This window comes from Halococcus sediminicola (genome assembly GCF_000755245.1).
GTDB classification, from domain to species: Archaea; Halobacteriota; Halobacteria; order Halobacteriales; family Halococcaceae; genus Halococcus; species Halococcus sediminicola.
In genome coordinates this window covers 273,332-291,407 of sequence record NZ_BBMP01000022.1, presented here as the reverse complement: position 1 = coordinate 291,407, position 18,076 = coordinate 273,332, and the positions used below count along the sequence as shown (strand labels likewise).

Sequence of the window (18,076 nt, the reverse complement as noted above, 5' to 3'; positions counted from 1 at the left end):
ACTCATGAGTACGGCGTCGAGCGCGGGACGGCTTCGTCGGGGGTGGGAGTACTATCGGCAGTACACGAAACGGCGCACGGGCATTCACGCGGCGGCGACGGCGGCGCTCACGGGCTTCGGCTTGCTCGCGTACTTCGAGCAGTGGTTCGTTGCCGTCGCCATCGTGGCCTATCTCCTCCCGCCGATCTATCTCTACCTCGCCGGTGACGACCTCACGGAACGCGACCCGTCCGCGAGCGAGCACAGTCCTCGGCGGGATACGACCGAAACCCGCGACACGGACAGCGATTTCGATGGTGTCGACCGCGATAGCGATTCGGACGGCACCGACGCCGATTTCGATGGCGCTGATGCCGACGCTGACGGTGCCGACGCGGATGCCGACGGCGCTGACGCGGATTTCGACGGATAGCCGCCTCGTTCGACGCTTCACCGTTGCGATGCGGTACGGAAACGCCTTTGACCGCCGCAGCCTCACCCTCCTCACACGTGATCTCCGTCGCTTCGCTCCGCTCACGACGTGCTCGTGGGAGTCGTTTCCGGGAGCGACCTCCATGAACGTCGCCGAGGCGGTCCCCGAGTTCGCCGACGCCTTCGCCTTCGAGGAGTTCAACCGGATGCAGCGCGAGGCGCTGCCGGCGATTCTCCGTAGCGACGAAAACGTCGTCGCCAGCGCGCCCACAGCATCGGGCAAGACCGCGCTCGCCGAACTCGCCATCTGCAAGTGTCTCGAAGCCGGAAACACTGCGCTGTTCATCGCGCCGCTGCGCGCGCTCACCAACGAGAAGGAAAGCGAATGGGAGCGCTTCGAGAACATGGGGTACTCGGTCTACGTCGTCACCGGCGAGCGCGACCTGAATCCCCGTCGAGCGGAGCGCGCCGACATCCTCGTGATGACACCCGAGAAGGTGGATTCGGCCACGCGAAAGCACGATTCGCCTCGATACGGGTTCATCACCGATGTGGCCTGCTGTGTCATCGACGAGGTCCACCTGCTCGATTCCGAAAAGCGCGGTAGCGTGCTCGAAGTCACCGTTTCGAGACTCCGGCGGCTCGCGAATCCCCGCGTCATCGCGCTGTCTGCGACGATGCCGAACGTCGACGAGGTCGCCGAGTGGCTCGATGCCGTCCCCGAGACGACGTTCGACTTCGGCGAGGAGTATCGACCTGTGGACCTCGAATCCGGCGTGCGGACCTATTCGCACGGCGAGAACGCCTTCGCCGACAAGTATCGCCGGCTGTATCGCGCGCTCGACCTCTCTGAAGAACACATCCGCGACGACGGACAGGCCCTCGTTTTCGTCGCCTCCCGGCAGGACACCGTGCGTGCGGCCGAGAAGGCCCGCGACGAACTCGCCTCGCGGGACGTCCCCATCGGCGCGCGCGGCGACTACGATTTCCATACCGAGACGCAGGTGCTCGAAAACCAGACCCTCCGCAATTCGGCGCTCGACGGCGTCGCCTTCCATCACGCAGGACTGTCGAAATCGGACAAGGACCACGTCGAGCAGTGGTTCCGCGAGGGGAAGATACAGCTGCTCTTCTCGACCTCGACGCTCGCGTGGGGCGTCAACCTGCCCGCACGGTGTGTCGTGATCCGCGACACGAAATACCACGATCCCCTGGAGGGCGAGGTCGACATGAGTCCGCTCGACGTGCTCCAGATGCTCGGGCGGGCGGGCCGACCGGGCTACGACGACGCGGGCTACGCCTACGTCGTCTGTGACGGCAGCGACGCCGAGAAATATCGGCGACTGCTGCGCGACGGCACGGAGATCGACTCGCATCTGGCCGCGGACCTCGACACCCATCTCAACGCCGAGATCGCGATGGGCACCATCGACGACGTCGCGGACGTGATGGACTGGCTCGAAACCACGTTCGCGTTCGTCCGCGCGCGGAACAGTTCCGAGACCGATGCGGTCGAGAACCTGAAAGAGCGGGTGCGCGAAACGCTCTCGGGTCTCAGAGAGCGCGGGTTCGTCGCCGTCGACGATCTCGCGGTGTCGGCAACCCCAGTGGGCACGCTCGCTTCGGCCTACTATCTCAGACTGCCGACCGCCCACCGTTTTCACGAACTCGCCGGCACCGACCCGACGACGAGCGCCCTCTTGGAGACGGTCGCCCGCAGTGCCGAGTTCGACAGCGTGAACGCCCGCCGCGCCGAGCGCGACGCGATCGAGAGCGTGCTCGACGGCCACGGCGACCTCGACCCCGGCAGGCGAAAGGTGCTCGCCATTCTCGCGTCGAGCACGCGCGCGGCGACGCCGAGTGAACTCCGGAGCGACGCGTGGGTCATCCGGCAGAACGCCGTGCGCCTGCTCGCGGCGCTCAGAGCCTTCCTGGATCGCTTCGGCTCGGAATGGGAGGCCAATCGCGCGTGTCGCGTGGCCGCGCGCGTCGAGAACGGTGTCGGCGAGGAGTCGGTCGCGCTCACCGCCATCGACGGCGTCGGCCCGGGCCGAGCGAGCAAACTCGCCGACGAGGGCATCGCAACGCCGGCGGCCGTGGTCGAAGCAGGTGTCGAGGAACTCGTCGCCGCCGGTCTCACTGAGGGCGTCGCCGAGCGGGTCGTCGAGAGCGCGCGCGACCTTCCCGTCCTCTCCATCGACTGGGGTGACTTCCCCGAGCGCATCGCGCGCGGCGAGAACGAACTGTGCGAGGTCACGGTCGAGAACGGCGGCGACGGCGCGCGTGCGGGGCTTCGCGTGACGGTCAACGACACCGAGATGACGCACACGAGTTCGTTTTTGGGTACCGAAACGCTCCCCGCGCCCGTCTTCGGCGGCGATCCCGACACGCTCAAGTTCTCGATCGAGATCGTCTTTCCCGACCTGCCGCTGGCCCCGATCGCCGAGACGAGAACCGTCTGGGTCGACTGATTCCGTCGACAGGAGGGCATAGGTTCAACTACGAAGCCGCGGCCAGCCGCCTCATGGACGCCATCCGAGTTTTCGCCGGCGACTGCACCGTCACCGAGGACGGCGAATGCGACCAGCGCGGCGACGTCGTCGTGGTGATCAAACCCGACGACACGGTTTTGATTCACGACCGCGATGGCTACCAGCCCGCGGCGTGGCTCACTCGCCCCGAGACGCTCAGCTACGAGGGCACGAGCAGCGGGACGTTCTCGCTGACCGCCACCGACGGCGAGTCGTCCCTGGACGTGGTCGCCAACGAGGAGCACGGACTCGCGCGCTATCCCGCCTCCGTCGCCGGCGCTCCCGTGGGCGACTGCCCCGACTGCGAGGGTGCGCTCGTCCGCGCGAAGGGTGCGGTGACGTGTCTCGACTGCGACGAGCGCTACGGGCTGCCGGCAGGCGCTGACGTGCTCGATCGGGCCTGCCGCGACTGCGGGCTGCCGACGATGATCGCCGAGCGCGGGCGGGCGTTCACGCTCTGCGTCGATCGCGAGTGTGAGTCACTCGACGATCGAGTGAAAGAAGCGTCCGACCGCGAGTGGGGCTGTCCGGACTGCGACGGTGATCTCCGTGTCATCCGCAACGGCCAGCTGCTCGCCGGCTGTGAGAACTATCCCGACTGCGAGACCGCCTTTTCGTTCCCCTCCGGAACCGTCGATGGCGACTGTGAGTGTGGGCTGCCGGCGTTCGACACGAGCGGTGGAAGACGCTGTCTGGATGCGACCTGCGAGCGCGCCGGCTGATCCGTTTCGAGTCTCGTCGATCGCGATCGACCGCAGGCGACTTGTCGTCGCGCGACCCGCTGTCGCTATGGAAGGCACGCTCGACGGCGGCGTCGTCCGGGTCGGCGGCGACGCGCGCCAGCGGTTCTACGACTCCAGTGGCTACGGCCGGCCCGACGGCGCGGGCGTCGTGCTCGCGCCGGTCGAGGCCGCCCACCTGCTCTTTCGCGACGATCTCGACGCGGTCGACGGGATGGGCCTGGCAAAATTTCTCGCCGCAACCGACTGCGTGGTCCGATTTCTCGTCTACAAGGACTTCCGCGAGCGCGGGTTCTACCTCTCGCCCGCGCGCGAGGGTTGGGTCGATACCGACGACGCACGAGCAGGCGCAGACCTCGTGGTCTATCCGCAGGGCAAGGGACCGTGGGACGACGAAATCGCCTACCGCGTGCGCGTCGTCGGCGAGCGCGCGGCCGTGCCGGCGACCGATCTCGGGAGCGTGGTGCTCGCCGTCGTCGACGAGGAGAGCGAGATCACCTATCTCGACACCTCACGCCCCGAAATGGTGGGACGGACCGACTACGACCACCCGACCGGGATCGACGCCGACCTGCTGGAGGACCGAACAGTGCTCTGGAACCCTCCAGAAGACCTCTACGAACGGGCGTTCTACGGTCAGCGCCTCGCCGGTCGCGGGGCCGAGGGTGGCCCGCTCCAGCTCTCGCTCGTCGAGACGGCATTTCTCGCCCAGGAGGGGGTGCTCACCCTCGACGGCGGAGCCGAAACGGTCGTCGAGCGCGGTCGGACGGTCGAGGGTGAGCGATTCGACCGCCGGCTTGCGGTCTACGCGACGCTCCGCTCCGAGGGACTCGTCCCCAAAACCGGGTTCAAGTTCGGCGCGGACTTCCGGACGTACGCGGACGTCGAGTCGGTCGAGAACCTCGGTCATTCGGAGTTTCTGGTGCACGTCCTGCCTGCGGAGTACGCCTTCGGGCCGCGCGAACTCTCGCTCGACGTGCGGCTGGCTGGCGGGGTCCACAAGCGAATGGCTTTTGCGCTGACCGACACGAACGGTGACATCGACTGGCTCGCCGTCGAGCGAATCACACCATGACCGACCCACAGCCCGCGGACGACCGACGAGCGCCGGACCAGCCACCCCGAACGGATGGTGGCACAGCGACTGGAGCCGACGAGACGACGCTCGACCCGTGGGGATCGTCGACCGTTGCCGACTACCGTAAGCTCTTCGAGGAGTTCGGCATCGAGGAGTTCGACGACGTGCTGCCCGACGTGCCGAGTCCGCACTACCTGATGCGTCGCGGGGTCATCTTCGGCCATCGAGGGTACGATCGCGTCGCGCGCGCGATGGCGAACGACGACGAGTTCGCCGTGCTCTCGGGCTGGATGCCGACCGGCGACCCGCACGTCGGCCACAAACTCGTCATCGACGAGATCGTCTGGCATCAACGGCAGGGCGGCGACGCCTACGCGCTGATCGCCGACATGGAGGCCCACAGCGCTCGGGGACTCTCGTGGGACGAGATCGCCCGCCATACCCGCGAGTACCTGCTGAGCCTCATCGCGCTCGGGTTCGACCCCAAGGCGGGCGAGATCTATCGCCAATCGGACAACCGCCCGCTCCAAGATCTCGCCTTCGAGCTCGGCGCGCACGTCAACTTCTCGGAGATGCAGGCGCTCTACGGCTTCGACGGCGAGACCAACGTCTCACACATGCAGAGCGTCATCACCCAGATGGCGGACATCCTCTACCCACAGATCGACGAGCCGAAACCCACGGTGATCCCGGTGGGGCCGGACCAGGACCCCCACGTCAGGCTCTCGCGCGATCTCGCGGCCAGCATGCGCTATTTCAAGGTCAGCGAAGCGTACGCGAGCTTCGAGACTGACAGCGCGGAGCGCGCGCTCATCGGCGAGGCGTACGACGCGCTCTCGGCGAGCACGGATGGGGAGCCGATCCGCTGTGTCGAGGCCGCCGACTGGCTCGCCGACGCGGACGACGCGGGCTCTGTGCGCGCGGGCGCGATCGAGAAACTCCGCGCCGCCGGCAAGGAGCCGCTTCGCCCGCGGACCCGGTTCCTGGATCGCACTGCGACCGACGCAGCCTTCGAAGCACTCATCGAGGCGATCGAGGGCGAAAAACGCGTCTACGAGGGCCACATCGACAGTTTCGAACTCTCGCGAGAGAACGCCGAATCGCTCGCGCGCGAGGTCGAACTCGATCACGGTGGCTACGGGTTCGTCGCCCCCTCCTCGATCTATCACCGGTTCATGACCGGCCTGACGGGTGGCAAGATGAGTTCCTCGGTGCCGGCGAGCCACATCAGCCTGCTCGACGACCCCGAGGAGGGGTATGAAAAAGTGAAATCCGCGACCACGGGCGGGCGCGAGACGGCCGAAAAGCAGCGCGAACTCGGTGGGCGAGCCGACGAGTGCCCCGTCTACGAACTCTACAACTACCTGCTCGCGGCGGACGACGACGAGTTCGCCATCCGCGTCTACGAGGAGTGTACTAACGGCGAGCGCCTCTGCGGGGGCTGTAAGGAACAGGCCGCCGAGCTAATGCGCGAGTTCCTTGCCGACCATCAGGAGAAACGCGAGGAGGCAAAGGAGGTCTTGGACGGTCTCGACGTCGATCTCGGTCTCGACGTTGAAACCGAATCGGCGGACTGACCGCCCACTTCGGTCGATCCGCCCGCTTACCCGTAGCTTTCTTCCTCGTAGTAGAGATCGGGCACGCCGAGCGGTTCGACGACCTCGCGGACGCTCTCGCACATCGCGCCGATGCCACAGACGTAGACCTCGGCGTTTTTCGGGTCGATGCGCGCCTCGATGTCGGTGTTCGTCTCGCTCCCGACGAACTCGGCGACGTCCGGCGGGAGGCTGTCGGTATCCACGCAGCCGGGGGCGAGGTATTTGAGCAGGGTGTGCTGGACGTACTCGGTCTCGCCGTCCCAGTCACCGAGATACTCCTCACGGCTGCAGGTGAACACGGGATGGAAATTCGGGTTCTCGTCGGCCAGTTCGAGGAACTCCTCGCGGTAGGGCAGGTCGTCTTTCCATGAGGATCCTACTATCAGCCAGATGTCGCGCTCGCGACCCTCGAACTCGTCGCGACCCTCCTCGAAAGTGTAGTCGATCATGCTCTTGAACGGGGCCGCGCCCGTGCCGGTGGCGACGAAGACGAGGTCGCGCTCGGAGGGGTCCTGGAGCATGAACTCGTCGCCGTAGGGTCCGCGGAGAAAGAGGTCGTCACCCTCGCTCGCTCTCTCGCAGAGATCGGGCGTGAGTTCGCCGCCCGGCACTCGACGAACACAGAGTTCGATTTCGTCACGGTTGGGCGAACTCGCGATCGAATACACGCGCGGTTCTTCCTCCTCGTAGCTGATGCGGGCGTACTGACCCGGCACGAACTCGAACGGCTCCTCGGGCCGAAAGCGCAGGCGCAACAGCGACGGATACCCGCGCTCGACGCGCTCACGGAGGGTGTCGACTTTCGCGGCCATCGCGTCGGCCATCGACTGCTCTCCTGTGTCGGCGAGTTCGTCGATTGCCTCGTCCCACGCCTCGCGGTCCTCGACCACGTCACCGGGTGGCTCGTCGAGCGAGCACCGTTCGAGAAGCGTCTCGCGGTCGGCGTCGAGCACGTTCTCGATCTCGTCGGTGCGCTGGCGGTCCATCGCCGCGCGCTCGGTGACGACGGCCCGCTGGTTTTCGATTTCGGCCTCGTCGGCCTGTGCCTCGGCGATGCGTTTCGGTGCCATTTTCCTCACACATTCGCTCGACGGTGTTAGCTCTTCGGTGGTCGCGCTTCGAGTCGGAACCGTTAGTTGAGCGACCGCGGTAGACGCCTGCATGAAACTCCCCGAACCACAGGTCGCGGTGCTCGAAGCCGCGAGCGCGAACGAGGCATCGTCCATCGAACGACTGGCCGCCCGAACCGACCTGCCGGAACCGACGGTGGTCGGCGCAGCCTTCGCCCTCGCAGACGAGGGGCTGCTCGCCATCGCCGAGCGCGTCGAAACCGACGCTGCGCTCACCGAGGAGGGCCACGAATACGAGCGAGCGGGACTGCCAGAAGTCGAACTGTACGAGAGCGTTGCCGCGGCCGGTGGCGAGAGCGACCTCGGTAGTATCATCGAGGAAGCGGATCTCGACGGTCCGACGGTCGACATCGCGCTCTCGAACTTTTCCAGAAAGAACTATGGGGCCATCGAGAGCGGGCAGATTTCGGCCAATTCGGACGTGAACCCTGAAAACGACCCCGAGCGGCTGGCGCTTGCGGCGCTCGCCGACGGCGACCCCGTCGACGACGAATCGGTACTCGACCGGCTTGCCGACCGCAACCTCGTCGAGCGCGAGGAGACCACCGTCCGCGAGGTCACCCTTACCGACGAGGGCGTGACAGCACTGATGGAGGGTGTCGAGGCGACCGAGACCGTCGGAAACCTCACGCCGGAGATGCTCACCACCGGCGAGTGGCGCGACGTCGAGTTCGGTGCGTACAACGTCGAAGCCGACGCCGAGCGTGCCCAGGGTGGTCGAATCCATCCGCTCCGGCGGACCGCAGAGCGGGTGACGGACGTGCTCGTGGGGATGGGGTTCGAGGAGATGGACGGGCCACACGCCGACGCCGAATTCTGGATCAACGACTGTCTGTTCATGCCACAGGATCACCCTGCCAGAACCCACTGGGACCAGTTCACGCTCTCCGCGCCCGAGAAAATCGACGGCCTCCCCGACGAACTGGTCGCCGGGGTCGAACACGCCCATCGGGAGGGTGTCGGCCCGAACGGCGACGGCTATCACTCGCCGTGGTCGGCGGACGTCGCCCGGCGGCTCTCGCTGCGCGGCCACACTACGTCCCTTTCGGCGCGCTATCTCTCGGGGGTCGCGGTCGGGGAGTTGGAGCCGCCACGGCGGCTGTTCAGCGTCGAGAAGGTCTATCGCAACGACACGCTCGACGCGACCCACCTGCTTGAGTTCTTCCAGATCGAGGGGCTGGTGATGGCCGAAGACCTCTCGGTGCGGGACCTGATGGGTACCTTCACCGAGTTCTACGCACAGTTCGACATTACGGATCTGGAGTTCAAGCCGACCTACAACCCCTACACGGAGCCGAGCTTCGAACTCTTCGGTACTCATCCCACCACCGGCGAACTCGTCGAGATCGGCAATTCGGGACTCTTCCGTCCGGAGATGCTCGAACCGCTGGGAATCGACTGTGACGTGATGGCCTGGGGGCTCGCGCTCGAACGGCTGTTGATGCTCACGCACGGCTTCGAGGACATCAGAGACGTCCACGGCACGCTCGTCGATCTCGACTTCCTGCGGAACGCGGAGGTGGTCTACTGATGCCCGTCGTCGACGTCGATCCCGACGAACTCCGGCGCTTCACCGGACACGACGAGAAGGGCGACGACGAACTGCTCGACGATCTCTTCGAGTTGGGACTCGAATTCGAGGGCGAGACCGAGGACGGACTCCTTCAACTGGAATTCGAGGCCGACAGGCTCGACCGACTCTCGGTCGAGGGTGTCGCGCGCTCGCTGCGCTATCAATACGGCGACGACGAGGGTGTCTACGTTCCGTCGACCAACGACGCCGACTGGACCATTGAGGTCGACGAGAGCGTGCCCGACGAGCGCCCGTACGTCACCGGGGCCGTGGTTCGGGGGCTGGACCTCGACGAGGCGGGGCTCGACTCGCTGATTCAGTTGCAGGAGAAGCTCCACGCGACGATGGGCCGTGGGCGCGCGAAAGGGGCCATCGGCATCCACGATCTGACGATGCTGAAGGGCCAGAGTCGGATGGATGGCAGCCGAAACTCCATCCGCTATCGCGGTATCGACCCGGATGGGGAGAGTTTCGTCCCACTCGACAGCGATGCCGAGCTCACTCCTCAGGAAGTGCTCGCCGAGCATCCGACCGGCGAGACGTACGCTCCCCTGCTCGACGGCTACGAGCGCTATCCCGCCATCTACGACGACCTCGGGCTGTTCTCGTTTCCGCCAGTGATCAACGGTCGCCGAACCGAGGTCGACACGGGTAGTCGAGAGTTGTTCGTCGAACTCACGGGCACCGACCAGTGGACCATCGACCGGATGTGCAACATCATCTGCTACGCGCTCGACGCGCGCGGGGCGACGATCGAGCGCGTGACCGTCGAATACCCCGATCGCACGCTCGACCGTCCCGACTTCGACATCGACGAGAAAACCGTTTCCCACGAGTACATCGAGCGCGCGCTCGGCATCGACATCGGCGAGCGCGAGGTGATCGACCTGCTCGAACGGGCGGGTCTCGACGCCGAAAGCGACACGGAGGGCGACGCACTCGCCTACCACGTCTCGATTCCGCCCTATCGGACCGACGTACTCCACCCCGTCGACGTCATCGACGACGTCGGGCGCGCGTACGGGTTCAATGAATTGGAACCGCACTATCCCGACGTGAGTACCGTCGGCGGACGGCACGAGCGCTCGCGTCACGAGCGGGCGATTCGGGAGACGCTCGTCGGATTGGGGTTCGAGGATCTGCTCAACTTCCATCTCATCGGCGAAGGCGAGAACTTCGGTCGAATGGATCTCTCGCCGGACGAGGGGGTTCTCGGAGCTTCCGAGCCGGCGACCATCGCCGAGCCGTACAGTCGGGAGTACGAGATCGTCCGCACGTGGGCGCTGCCCTCGCTGCTGATGGTCTTGGAGAACAACACCCACCGGCGCTACCCACAGGACCTCGCCGAAGTCGGACTGGCCGCTCATGTTGACACCGACGAGAACACGAACGTCGCCGAACACCGCCGTGTCGCCGGCGTGCTCGCACGGACGGACGCCTCCTACGAGGACGCGAAGGGTCGTGTCGAGGCGCTCGCGCGCGCGTTCGATGTGGAACTGGACACGCCCGCGACCGACCACCCCTCGTTCATCGAGGGCCGCGCCGCGAGCGTCGTCTTCGATGGCCAGTCAGTCGGTGTCATCGGCGAACTCCATCCAAAAGTGCTGGTCGAACACGGACTGGAGGTTCCGGTGGTCGGCTTCGAGTTCCGCGCCGACGCGCTGCGATAGCACCCGGTCAGTCGAGGTCCGTACCGACCGCGTCCGCGACCGAATCGAAGCCATCCTTTTCCAGCAGTTCGAGCAGGCCACGATTGATGTCGCGCGCGATGGCCGGCCCCCGATAGACGAGCCCGGTGTAGAGCTGTACCAGCGACGCACCGGCCCGAATCTTCCGGTAGGCCCCCTCGGCGCTCGATACGCCGCCGACGCCGACGACGGGAAGCTCGGTTCGCTCGGCGACGAACCTTACCCTCTGAGTCGCGCGCGCTTCGAGCGGCTTTCCCGAGAGACCACCCTCCTCGGTGCGATGCTCGCCCCGGAGCGATGTCGCCCGTTCGGTAGTGGTGTTCGTGGCGATGACACCGTCGAGATTCATCCTCTCGGCGACGGCGAGCGCCTCCTCGATCCCGTCGTCGGTGAGGTCCGGCGAGAGCTTCACGAGCAGCGGGTCCGCACCCGCCTCCTGGAGCGTCTCGAAGATGTCTTCGAGATGGTCGCGGCCCTGGAGGTCGCGCAGGCCGGGTGTGTTCGGACTGGAGACGTTCACCACGAAGTAGTCGCCCGTCGCACAGTGCTCGTAGGAGTAACGATAGTCCGCCGGAGCCTCCTCCAGCGGTGTCGCCTTCGATTTCCCGAGGTTGACGCCTACAGGGACAACATCGACGCGCGCACGCGCGAGGCGGTCGCCGATGCGCTCGGCGCCGTGGTTGTTGAACCCCATCCGATTGACGAGCGCGCCGTCTTCGGGGAGACGGAAGAGTCGCGGGCGCGGGTTCCCTTTCTGGGGGTTGGCCGTGACGCCGCCGATCTCGACGTGACCGAAGCCGAGCGCCGCGAGCGCGCGCGGGACCTCGGCGTTCTTGTCGAAGCCGGCTGCCACGCCGACCGGGTTCGGGAACTCACAGCCGAACGCCGTCGTGTGGAGGCGGGCGTCGTTGACGACGTAGCGGGCGGCGAGCGCGCGCTCGACTGGAGTGTGTTGGGTGGCATCGAGAAGTGCGTGGATGGCGCTATGGGCGGTTTCGGCCGGGAGCCGAAACAGAATCGGCTTCAGATAGTCGTACGGTCGCATTTTTCGAGGGTGTGCGCCGCTCAGAAGTCGTGTTCGACCTCGTCCTGATCGGCCTTCTGGATGATGATCTTGTCCTCGCGCACCCGGACGAACACCTCGTCGCCGATGGCCATCCCGGCGACGGCCAGTTCGTCCTCGTGGAGGTTGACGTGGACGTTGTGGTATTCGCCGCTGTCGTCCTTTGCCCCGCTGGGACTGAGCTTCTTTTTCCGTACCATCGCGGAGTCTTGACCGGGCTTCGACGCAGCGTACACTTAACCTTACGGTCCGACGGACGCCACGACGACCCGCTATCGGTGGTCGATTCGTCCGGTACTCGGTCCCGATACCGTGTTGAAGCCGTCACAGCGGGGATATATTTATAATGTGGCCTGCGCTGGGTTCGCATGGAGCGACCAAAACCATGGCACGTGACACGGACGGCAAGCGAAACTTTGCATTGCGCGAGCACGACGGGGAGACGAGCGTCTTCTCGGGGCGTACGCCGCGACAGGCGGCACTGAAAGCTGCCAGACGACTCGAACCGGCTGATTCGGAGGGTGATGCCGACCGAGCCGACCTCGAGTTGCGCGAGAAGGGCACCCAGAAGGTTCACATCTACGAGGGCTGGGCGTGGCGCGAGGACGCCCCCGACGACAAGCCCGAGTGGATGCCCGAGCGGATCACCGAGGCGAACGTCTCGAAACAGGGCATCGAGCATCTCGAAGAGTTGTAGCACGGCGACGAACCGGGCCGACTTTTTGCTCGCCCCGCCGAGTATCGACCGCGCGGCCAGACATCCGACCGGACCTGACGCACACGCGCGGGATGAGTGGTCGACCTCCAGCCGCGCAACAGCCGTCTTCGATCGACACTGTCTGCATCGTTTCTGACAATTCCACGCGCAGCCGGGCTGATATTTTGAACTGGTCGTTTTGGTTCCGGCAACATTCACTACCGGCTCGATAGAACTTCGGTCGTGACGGCCACACACGAGAAAGGCGTGAACGGGCCGCATACGCCGTCTATACCGACGGGTTTATGTGTCGAACCCGATTCGGGTACTAATGCGAAGGTCGGTTGGAAACGACCGCCCGAGCGGTAATCCGACGCCCTTAAGTGATACAGGGCGTTCGGATGGAATGCAGAAAGAAAGCGACACTCGGGGGCCGTTCAACTCGGTCCCCGCACCGGACTCTCGGTGGGCGAGGTCGGCTCGTTCACGCGGTCGCCGCTTCGAAGGGTTTATCCCCTTCAGTGGTGTACGATGGAGTCCGAAGGAGATGAGGATTCCGCCCCTGCGGTCCGCCGTCAAGACGGGATCTGACGTTAGCCCTGATAGTTCGGTGACACCCGGTTCGGTCCGCGGTGTCACGAACGCGAACCCGATAGGTGAACACAACCTTGTGTTCCCGCCTAAACCCCCCGAGCCTCGTGCTCGGGACATTCCGGTTGATCCTGCCGGAGGCTATTGCTATCGGGGTCCGATTCAGCCATGCTAGTTGTACGGGTTTAGACCCGTAGCAAATAGCTCCGTAACACGTGGTCAAACTACCCTCTGGACCGGAATACCCTCGGGAAACTGAGGTTAATTCCGAATACTACTTTCATGTTGGAACACAGAAAGTCGGAAACGGTCCGCCGCCGGAGGACGTGACTGCGGCCGATTAGGTAGATGGTGGGGTAACGGCCCACCATGCCGATAATCGGTACGGGTTGTGAGAGCAAGAACCCGGAGACGGTATCTGAGACAAGATACCGGGCCCTACGGGGCGCAGCAGGCGCGAAACCTTTACACTGCACGCCAGTGCGATAAGGGGACCCCGAGTGCGAGGGCATACAGTCCTCGCTTTTCGTGACCGTAAGGTGGTCACAGAATAAGAGCTGGGCAAGACCGGTGCCAGCCGCCGCGGTAATACCGGCAGCTCGAGTGATAGCCACTTTTATTGGGCCTAAAGCGTCCGTAGCCGGCCGAACAGGTCCGTCGGGAAATCCACTCGCTCAACGAGTGGACGTCCGGCGGAAACCAGTCGGCTTGGGGCCGGGAGACCAGAGAGGTACGTCCGGGGTAGGAGTGAAATCCTGTAATCCTGGACGGACCGCCGGTAGCGAAAGCGTCTCTGGAGAACGGACCCGACGGTGAGGGACGAAAGCTTGGGTCTCGAACCGGATTAGATACCCGGGTAGTCCAAGCCGTAAACGATGCTCGCTAGGTGTGGCGTTGGCTACGAGCCAGCGCTGTGCCGTAGGGAAGCCGAGAAGCGAGCCGCCTGGGAAGTACGTCCGCAAGGATGAAACTTAAAGGAATTGGCGGGGGAGCACTACAACCGGAGGAGCCTGCGGTTTAATTGGACTCAACGCCGGACATCTCACCGGCACCGACAGTGTGCAGTGACAGTCAGTCTGATGGGCTTACTTGAGCCACTGAGAGGAGGTGCATGGCCGCCGTCAGCTCGTACCGTGAGGCGTCCTGTTAAGTCAGGCAACGAGCGAGACCCGCGTCCCTAATTGCCAGCAGCAGCCTTGTGCTGGCTGGGTACATTAGGGAGACTGCCGTCGCTAAGACGGAGGAAGGAACGGGCAACGGTAGGTCAGTATGCCCCGAATGTGCCGGGCGACACGCGGGCTACAATGGCCGAGACAGTGGGACGCTACCCCGAGAGGGGACGCTAATCTCCTAACCTCGGTCGTAGTTCGGATTGCGGGTTGAAACCCACCCGCATGAAGCTGGATTCGGTAGTAATCGCGTCTCAGAAGGGCGCGGTGAATACGTCCCTGCTCCTTGCACACACCGCCCGTCAAATCACCCGAGTGAGGTCCGGATGAGGCCGGCGCAACGCCGGTCGAATCTGGGCTTCGCAAGGGGGATTAAGTCGTAACAAGGTAGCCGTAGGGGAATCTGCGGCTGGATCACCTCCTACAGACCGGGATCGGGCCGACGGCCCGACCCATTCGTAACTGTGTTCGCGCTCGTGACCCGCGGTGCCGACCGGGCACCGATGAACTATCAGGGCTGACATGAACGCGAGCCTTCCGTGGCAGTCAGTCTGCGGAGAACGGAAGGCGGGCCCATAGCTCAGTGGGAGAGTGCCTCCTTTGCAAGGAGGATGCCCTGGGTTCGAATCCCAGTGGGTCCATCCGTCGACTCGGACGAACCGAGTCCCTTAAGTGGGTCTCGGGGATATGTTCGAGTCCGACCGAACCGATGCACCACCCCGTGCAAGCGTGGGTGGGAAGGGTCGAGACGTGCCTCGTGACACTCGGGCGCGTCCGTGAGACTGTGTGTACGTGCGATCCAGGCGTCCACTGGACCCGTTCAGCGGGTTCATGGATTCTGATTAGAAGACCGTGGCTACTATGCCAACTGGTGGATAGCTCGGCTCGAGTGCCGATGAAGGACGTGCCAAGCTGCGATAAGCTCAGGGGAGCCGCACGGAGGCGAAGAACCTGAGATTTCCGAATGGGAATCCCCACCGCAATTGCTTCGCGCAATGGGGAACGCCGGGAACTGAAACATCTCAGTACCGGCAGGAAGAGAAACCGAACGGGATGTCGTTACTAACGGCGAGTGAACGCGACACAGTCCAAACCGAAGCTTACGGGGCTTTGCCCCACGAGCAATGTGGTGTTCGACTGACTCTCATCACCGGATCGCCTGTGTGAAGTCTCCTGGAACGGAGCGTGAGACAGGGTGAAAACCCCGTAACACAGGTCAGTACGGTGTGCGTCAGCTCTAGAGTATCGGGGGTTGGATATCCCTCGTGAATATGGCCGGCATCGACGGCCAAGACTAAACACATCTCGAGACCGATAGTGAACAAGTAGCGTGAGCGAACGCTGAAAAGCACCCCAAGAAGGGAGGTGCAATAGGGCTTGAACTCAGTTGGCGATCGAGCGACGGGGCACGAAAGGCGTCTCGGCGAACGACCCGGGGGCGACCCCGCAGTAGAACCCGAGACGAGCCGGTGTTCCGTCGTGCGTTTTGAAAAACGAGCCAGGGAGTGTGTCTGCTTGACGAGTCTAACCCGAGTATCGGGGAAGGCGTAGGGAAACCGACATGGCCGCAGCATCTCTGATGTGAGGGCCGCCGTGTTCAAGCGCGGGGAGTCGAGCGGACACGACCCGAATCCGGACGATCTACACGATGGCAAGGTGAAGCGTGGCGAAAGCTGCGTGGAGGCCTGTTAGGGATGGTGTCCTACAATACCCTCCCGTGACCAGTGTGTAGGGGTGAAAGGCCCATCGAGTCCGGCAACAGCTGGTTCCGACCGAAACATGTCGAAGCATGACCTCCGCCGAGGTAGTTCGTGGGGTAGAGCGACCGATTGGAGGGACCGACTCCGAGAGGAGTCGGCCCTCCTGTCGAACTCCGAACCTACGAACGCCGTCGACGCGGGGAGTCCGGTGTGCGGGGTAAGCCTGTGCACCGTGAGGGAGACAACCCAGAGCTTGGTTGAGGTCCCCAAGTGTGGACTAAGTGCGATCGAAGGTGGTTCCGAGCCATAGACAGCCGGGAGGTGAGCTTAGAAGCAGCTACCCGCTAAGAATAGCGTAACAGCTTACCGGCCGAGGTTCGGAGCGCCGAAAATGATCGGGGCTCAAGTCCACCACCGAGACCTAGCGGCGCATCGTATGATGCGATCCAGTAGGTCGGCGCTCCGTTCGGGCGGAAGTACGGGTGAGAACTCGTATGGACCGAGCGGTGACGATAATCCTGGCCACAGTAGCAGCGGTAGTCGGGTTAGAATCCCGACGGCCACACGGACAAGGGTTCCTCGGCAATGTTCGTCAACCGAGGGTTAGCCGGTCCTCAGTCCTGCCGCAGTTCGAGCAGGACGAATCGGGAAACTGGTTAATATTCCAGTGCCCGCGTGCAATCATGCCGACGCCTCGGGGTCGACCGAGCCGGGCACTCGCCCGGTCGAATCATCAAAGCTCGTGGAAGCCGTAATGGCACGAAGCGGGTGAACGGTGAGATAGAGTAATTCGGTCCAACCTGGGGCCCGTGAAAAGGCGCACGCGGTCCGTACCCAGATCCGACACAGGTGTCCGTGGCGGCGAAAGCCAAGGCCTGTCGGGGACAACCGACGTTAGGGAATTCGGCAAGTTAGTCCCGTACGTTCGCAATAAGGGATGCCTGCTCCGGAATGGAGCAGGTCGCAGCGACTCGGACGCTCCAACTGTCTAATAACAACACAGGTGACCGCAAATCCGCAAGGACTCGTACGGTCACTGAATCCTGCCCAGTGCGGGTATCTGAACACCCGGTACAACGGGACGAAGGACCCGTCAACGGCGGGGGTAACTATGACCCTCTTAAGGTAGCGTAGTACCTTGCCGCTTCAGTAGCGGCTCGCATGAATGGATGAATGAGAGCGTCACTGTCCCAACGTTGGGCCCGGTGAACTGTACGTTCCAGTGCGGAGTCTGGAGACCCCCAAGGGGAAGCGAAGACCCTATAGAGCTTTACTGCAAGCTGTCGCTGGGACACGGTCGCTAGTGTGCAGGATAGGTAGGAGTCGTTACGCAGGCACCCGCGCTAGCGGGCCGCCGAGACATCACTGAAATACTACCCACTAGTGACTGTGACCCTTACTCCGGGAGGAGGACACCGGTAGCTGGGCAGTTTGACTGGGGCGGTACGCGCTTGAAAGAATATCGAGCGCGCCCGAAGATCACCTCATCCGGGTCGGAGACCCGGAAAAGAGCGTAAGAGCAAAAGGTGGTCTGACAGTGTTCTCTCTAACACGGGAACGCTGACGCGAAAGCGTGGTCTAGCGAACGGATGAGCCTGCTTGATGCGGGCCATTTACGACAGAAAAGCTACCTTAGGGATAACAGAGTCGTCACCCGCAAGAGCACATATCGACCGGGTGGCTTGCTACCTCGATGTCGGTTCCCTCCATCCTGCCCGTGCAGCAGCGGGCAAGGGTGAGGTTGTTCGCCTATTAAAGGAGGTCGTGAGCTGGGTTTAGACCGTCGTGAGACAGGTCGGCTGCTATCTATTGGGGGTGTCATGGTACCTGACGGGAACGATCGTATAGTACGAGAGGAACTACGATTGGTCGCCACTGGTGTACCGGTTGTCCGAGAGGGCACGTGCCGGGCAGCCACGCGACACGGGGTAAGAGCTGAACGCATCTAAGCTCGAAACCCACCCGGAAAAGAGGTACCGCCGAGGTCACTCGTAGAAGACGAGTTCGATAGACTCGGGGTGTACGCGCCGAGGCAACGAGGCGTTCAGCCCGCGAGCACTAACAGACCAAGCCACATCAGTCATATCGCATTGGAATCCGTCCTGCT

Annotated in this window: 11 protein-coding genes, 1 tRNA gene and 2 rRNA genes; 11 read left to right on the top strand and 3 right to left on the bottom strand. The window is 63.9% G+C overall.

Going from position 1 to position 18,076, the window contains the following annotated elements:
- Nucleotides 1-4: 4 nt before the first annotated feature.
- From ACP97_RS10620 to ACP97_RS10600, 5 genes are all read left to right on the top strand, one after another.
- Nucleotides 5-412, top strand: coding sequence for a hypothetical protein (locus ACP97_RS10620; protein ID WP_049997788.1), 408 nt, complete (start codon nucleotides 5-7; stop codon nucleotides 410-412).
- Nucleotides 413-554: 142 nt separating this feature from the next.
- On the top strand, nucleotides 555-2,882 hold the full coding sequence (locus ACP97_RS10615; RefSeq protein ID WP_049998485.1) for a DEAD/DEAH box helicase: 2,328 nt from the start codon (nucleotides 555-557) through the stop codon (nucleotides 2,880-2,882).
- Between the two features lie 53 nt (nucleotides 2,883-2,935).
- Nucleotides 2,936-3,664 (top strand): endonuclease NucS domain-containing protein, encoded by a 729-nt coding sequence (locus tag ACP97_RS10610; RefSeq protein ID WP_049997787.1) that lies wholly within the window; start codon nucleotides 2,936-2,938, stop codon nucleotides 3,662-3,664.
- Nucleotides 3,665-3,731: 67 nt separating this feature from the next.
- Complete coding sequence (endA, locus tag ACP97_RS10605; protein ID WP_049998484.1) at nucleotides 3,732-4,757, top strand: tRNA-intron lyase; 1,026 nt, start codon at nucleotides 3,732-3,734, stop codon at nucleotides 4,755-4,757.
- Nucleotides 4,754-6,337: a tryptophan--tRNA ligase gene (locus ACP97_RS10600; protein ID WP_049997786.1), complete on the top strand. Its 1,584-nt coding sequence runs from the start codon at nucleotides 4,754-4,756 to the stop codon at nucleotides 6,335-6,337. Before endA ends, ACP97_RS10600 begins: the two co-directional genes overlap by 4 nt.
- A gap of 26 nt (nucleotides 6,338-6,363) precedes the next feature.
- Here ACP97_RS10600 and ACP97_RS10595 read toward each other — a convergent pair whose 3' ends face one another.
- Nucleotides 6,364-7,428: a ferredoxin--NADP reductase gene (locus tag ACP97_RS10595; protein WP_049998483.1), complete on the bottom strand. Its 1,065-nt coding sequence runs from the start codon at nucleotides 7,426-7,428 to the stop codon at nucleotides 6,364-6,366.
- 91 nt (nucleotides 7,429-7,519) lie between these two features.
- Between ACP97_RS10595 and pheS the strand changes: the two genes are divergently transcribed.
- Together pheS and pheT are read left to right on the top strand one after the other, a co-directional pair.
- Nucleotides 7,520-9,019: a phenylalanine--tRNA ligase subunit alpha gene (gene pheS / locus ACP97_RS10590; RefSeq protein WP_049997785.1), complete on the top strand. Its 1,500-nt coding sequence runs from the start codon at nucleotides 7,520-7,522 to the stop codon at nucleotides 9,017-9,019.
- Entirely contained in the window at nucleotides 9,019-10,731 is a 1,713-nt protein-coding gene (gene pheT, locus ACP97_RS10585; RefSeq protein WP_049997784.1) for a phenylalanine--tRNA ligase subunit beta, read from the top strand. Before pheS ends, pheT begins: the two co-directional genes overlap by 1 nt.
- 7 nt (nucleotides 10,732-10,738) lie before the next feature.
- Here the strand turns inward: pheT and ACP97_RS10580 are convergent, their stop codons facing one another.
- Together ACP97_RS10580 and ACP97_RS10575 are read right to left on the bottom strand one after the other, a co-directional pair.
- Nucleotides 10,739-11,794 carry a quinone-dependent dihydroorotate dehydrogenase gene (locus ACP97_RS10580; RefSeq protein WP_049997783.1) on the bottom strand — a complete coding sequence of 352 codons (1,056 nt, stop codon included), beginning with the start codon at nucleotides 11,792-11,794 and terminating at the stop codon, nucleotides 10,739-10,741.
- A gap of 20 nt (nucleotides 11,795-11,814) precedes the next feature.
- Complete coding sequence (locus ACP97_RS10575) at nucleotides 11,815-12,012, bottom strand: hypothetical protein (RefSeq protein WP_049997782.1); 198 nt, start codon at nucleotides 12,010-12,012, stop codon at nucleotides 11,815-11,817.
- A 185-nt stretch (nucleotides 12,013-12,197) separates the two neighbouring features.
- On the opposite strand from ACP97_RS10575, the gene ACP97_RS10570 reads away from it, so the two are divergent.
- From ACP97_RS10570 to ACP97_RS10555, 4 genes are all read left to right on the top strand, one after another.
- Nucleotides 12,198-12,509 carry a non-histone chromosomal MC1 family protein gene (locus ACP97_RS10570; protein WP_049998482.1) on the top strand — a complete coding sequence of 104 codons (312 nt, stop codon included), beginning with the start codon at nucleotides 12,198-12,200 and terminating at the stop codon, nucleotides 12,507-12,509.
- 709 nt (nucleotides 12,510-13,218) lie between these two features.
- A 16S ribosomal RNA gene (locus tag ACP97_RS10565) occupies nucleotides 13,219-14,692 on the top strand.
- 146 nt (nucleotides 14,693-14,838) lie between these two features.
- Nucleotides 14,839-14,910 (top strand) — tRNA-Ala (locus ACP97_RS10560).
- A gap of 206 nt (nucleotides 14,911-15,116) precedes the next feature.
- Nucleotides 15,117-18,049 (top strand): 23S ribosomal RNA (locus ACP97_RS10555).
- Together the 16S and 23S rRNA genes with 1 tRNA gene alongside form the textbook arrangement of a ribosomal RNA operon.
- The last annotated feature ends 27 nt before the right edge of the window (nucleotides 18,050-18,076 follow it).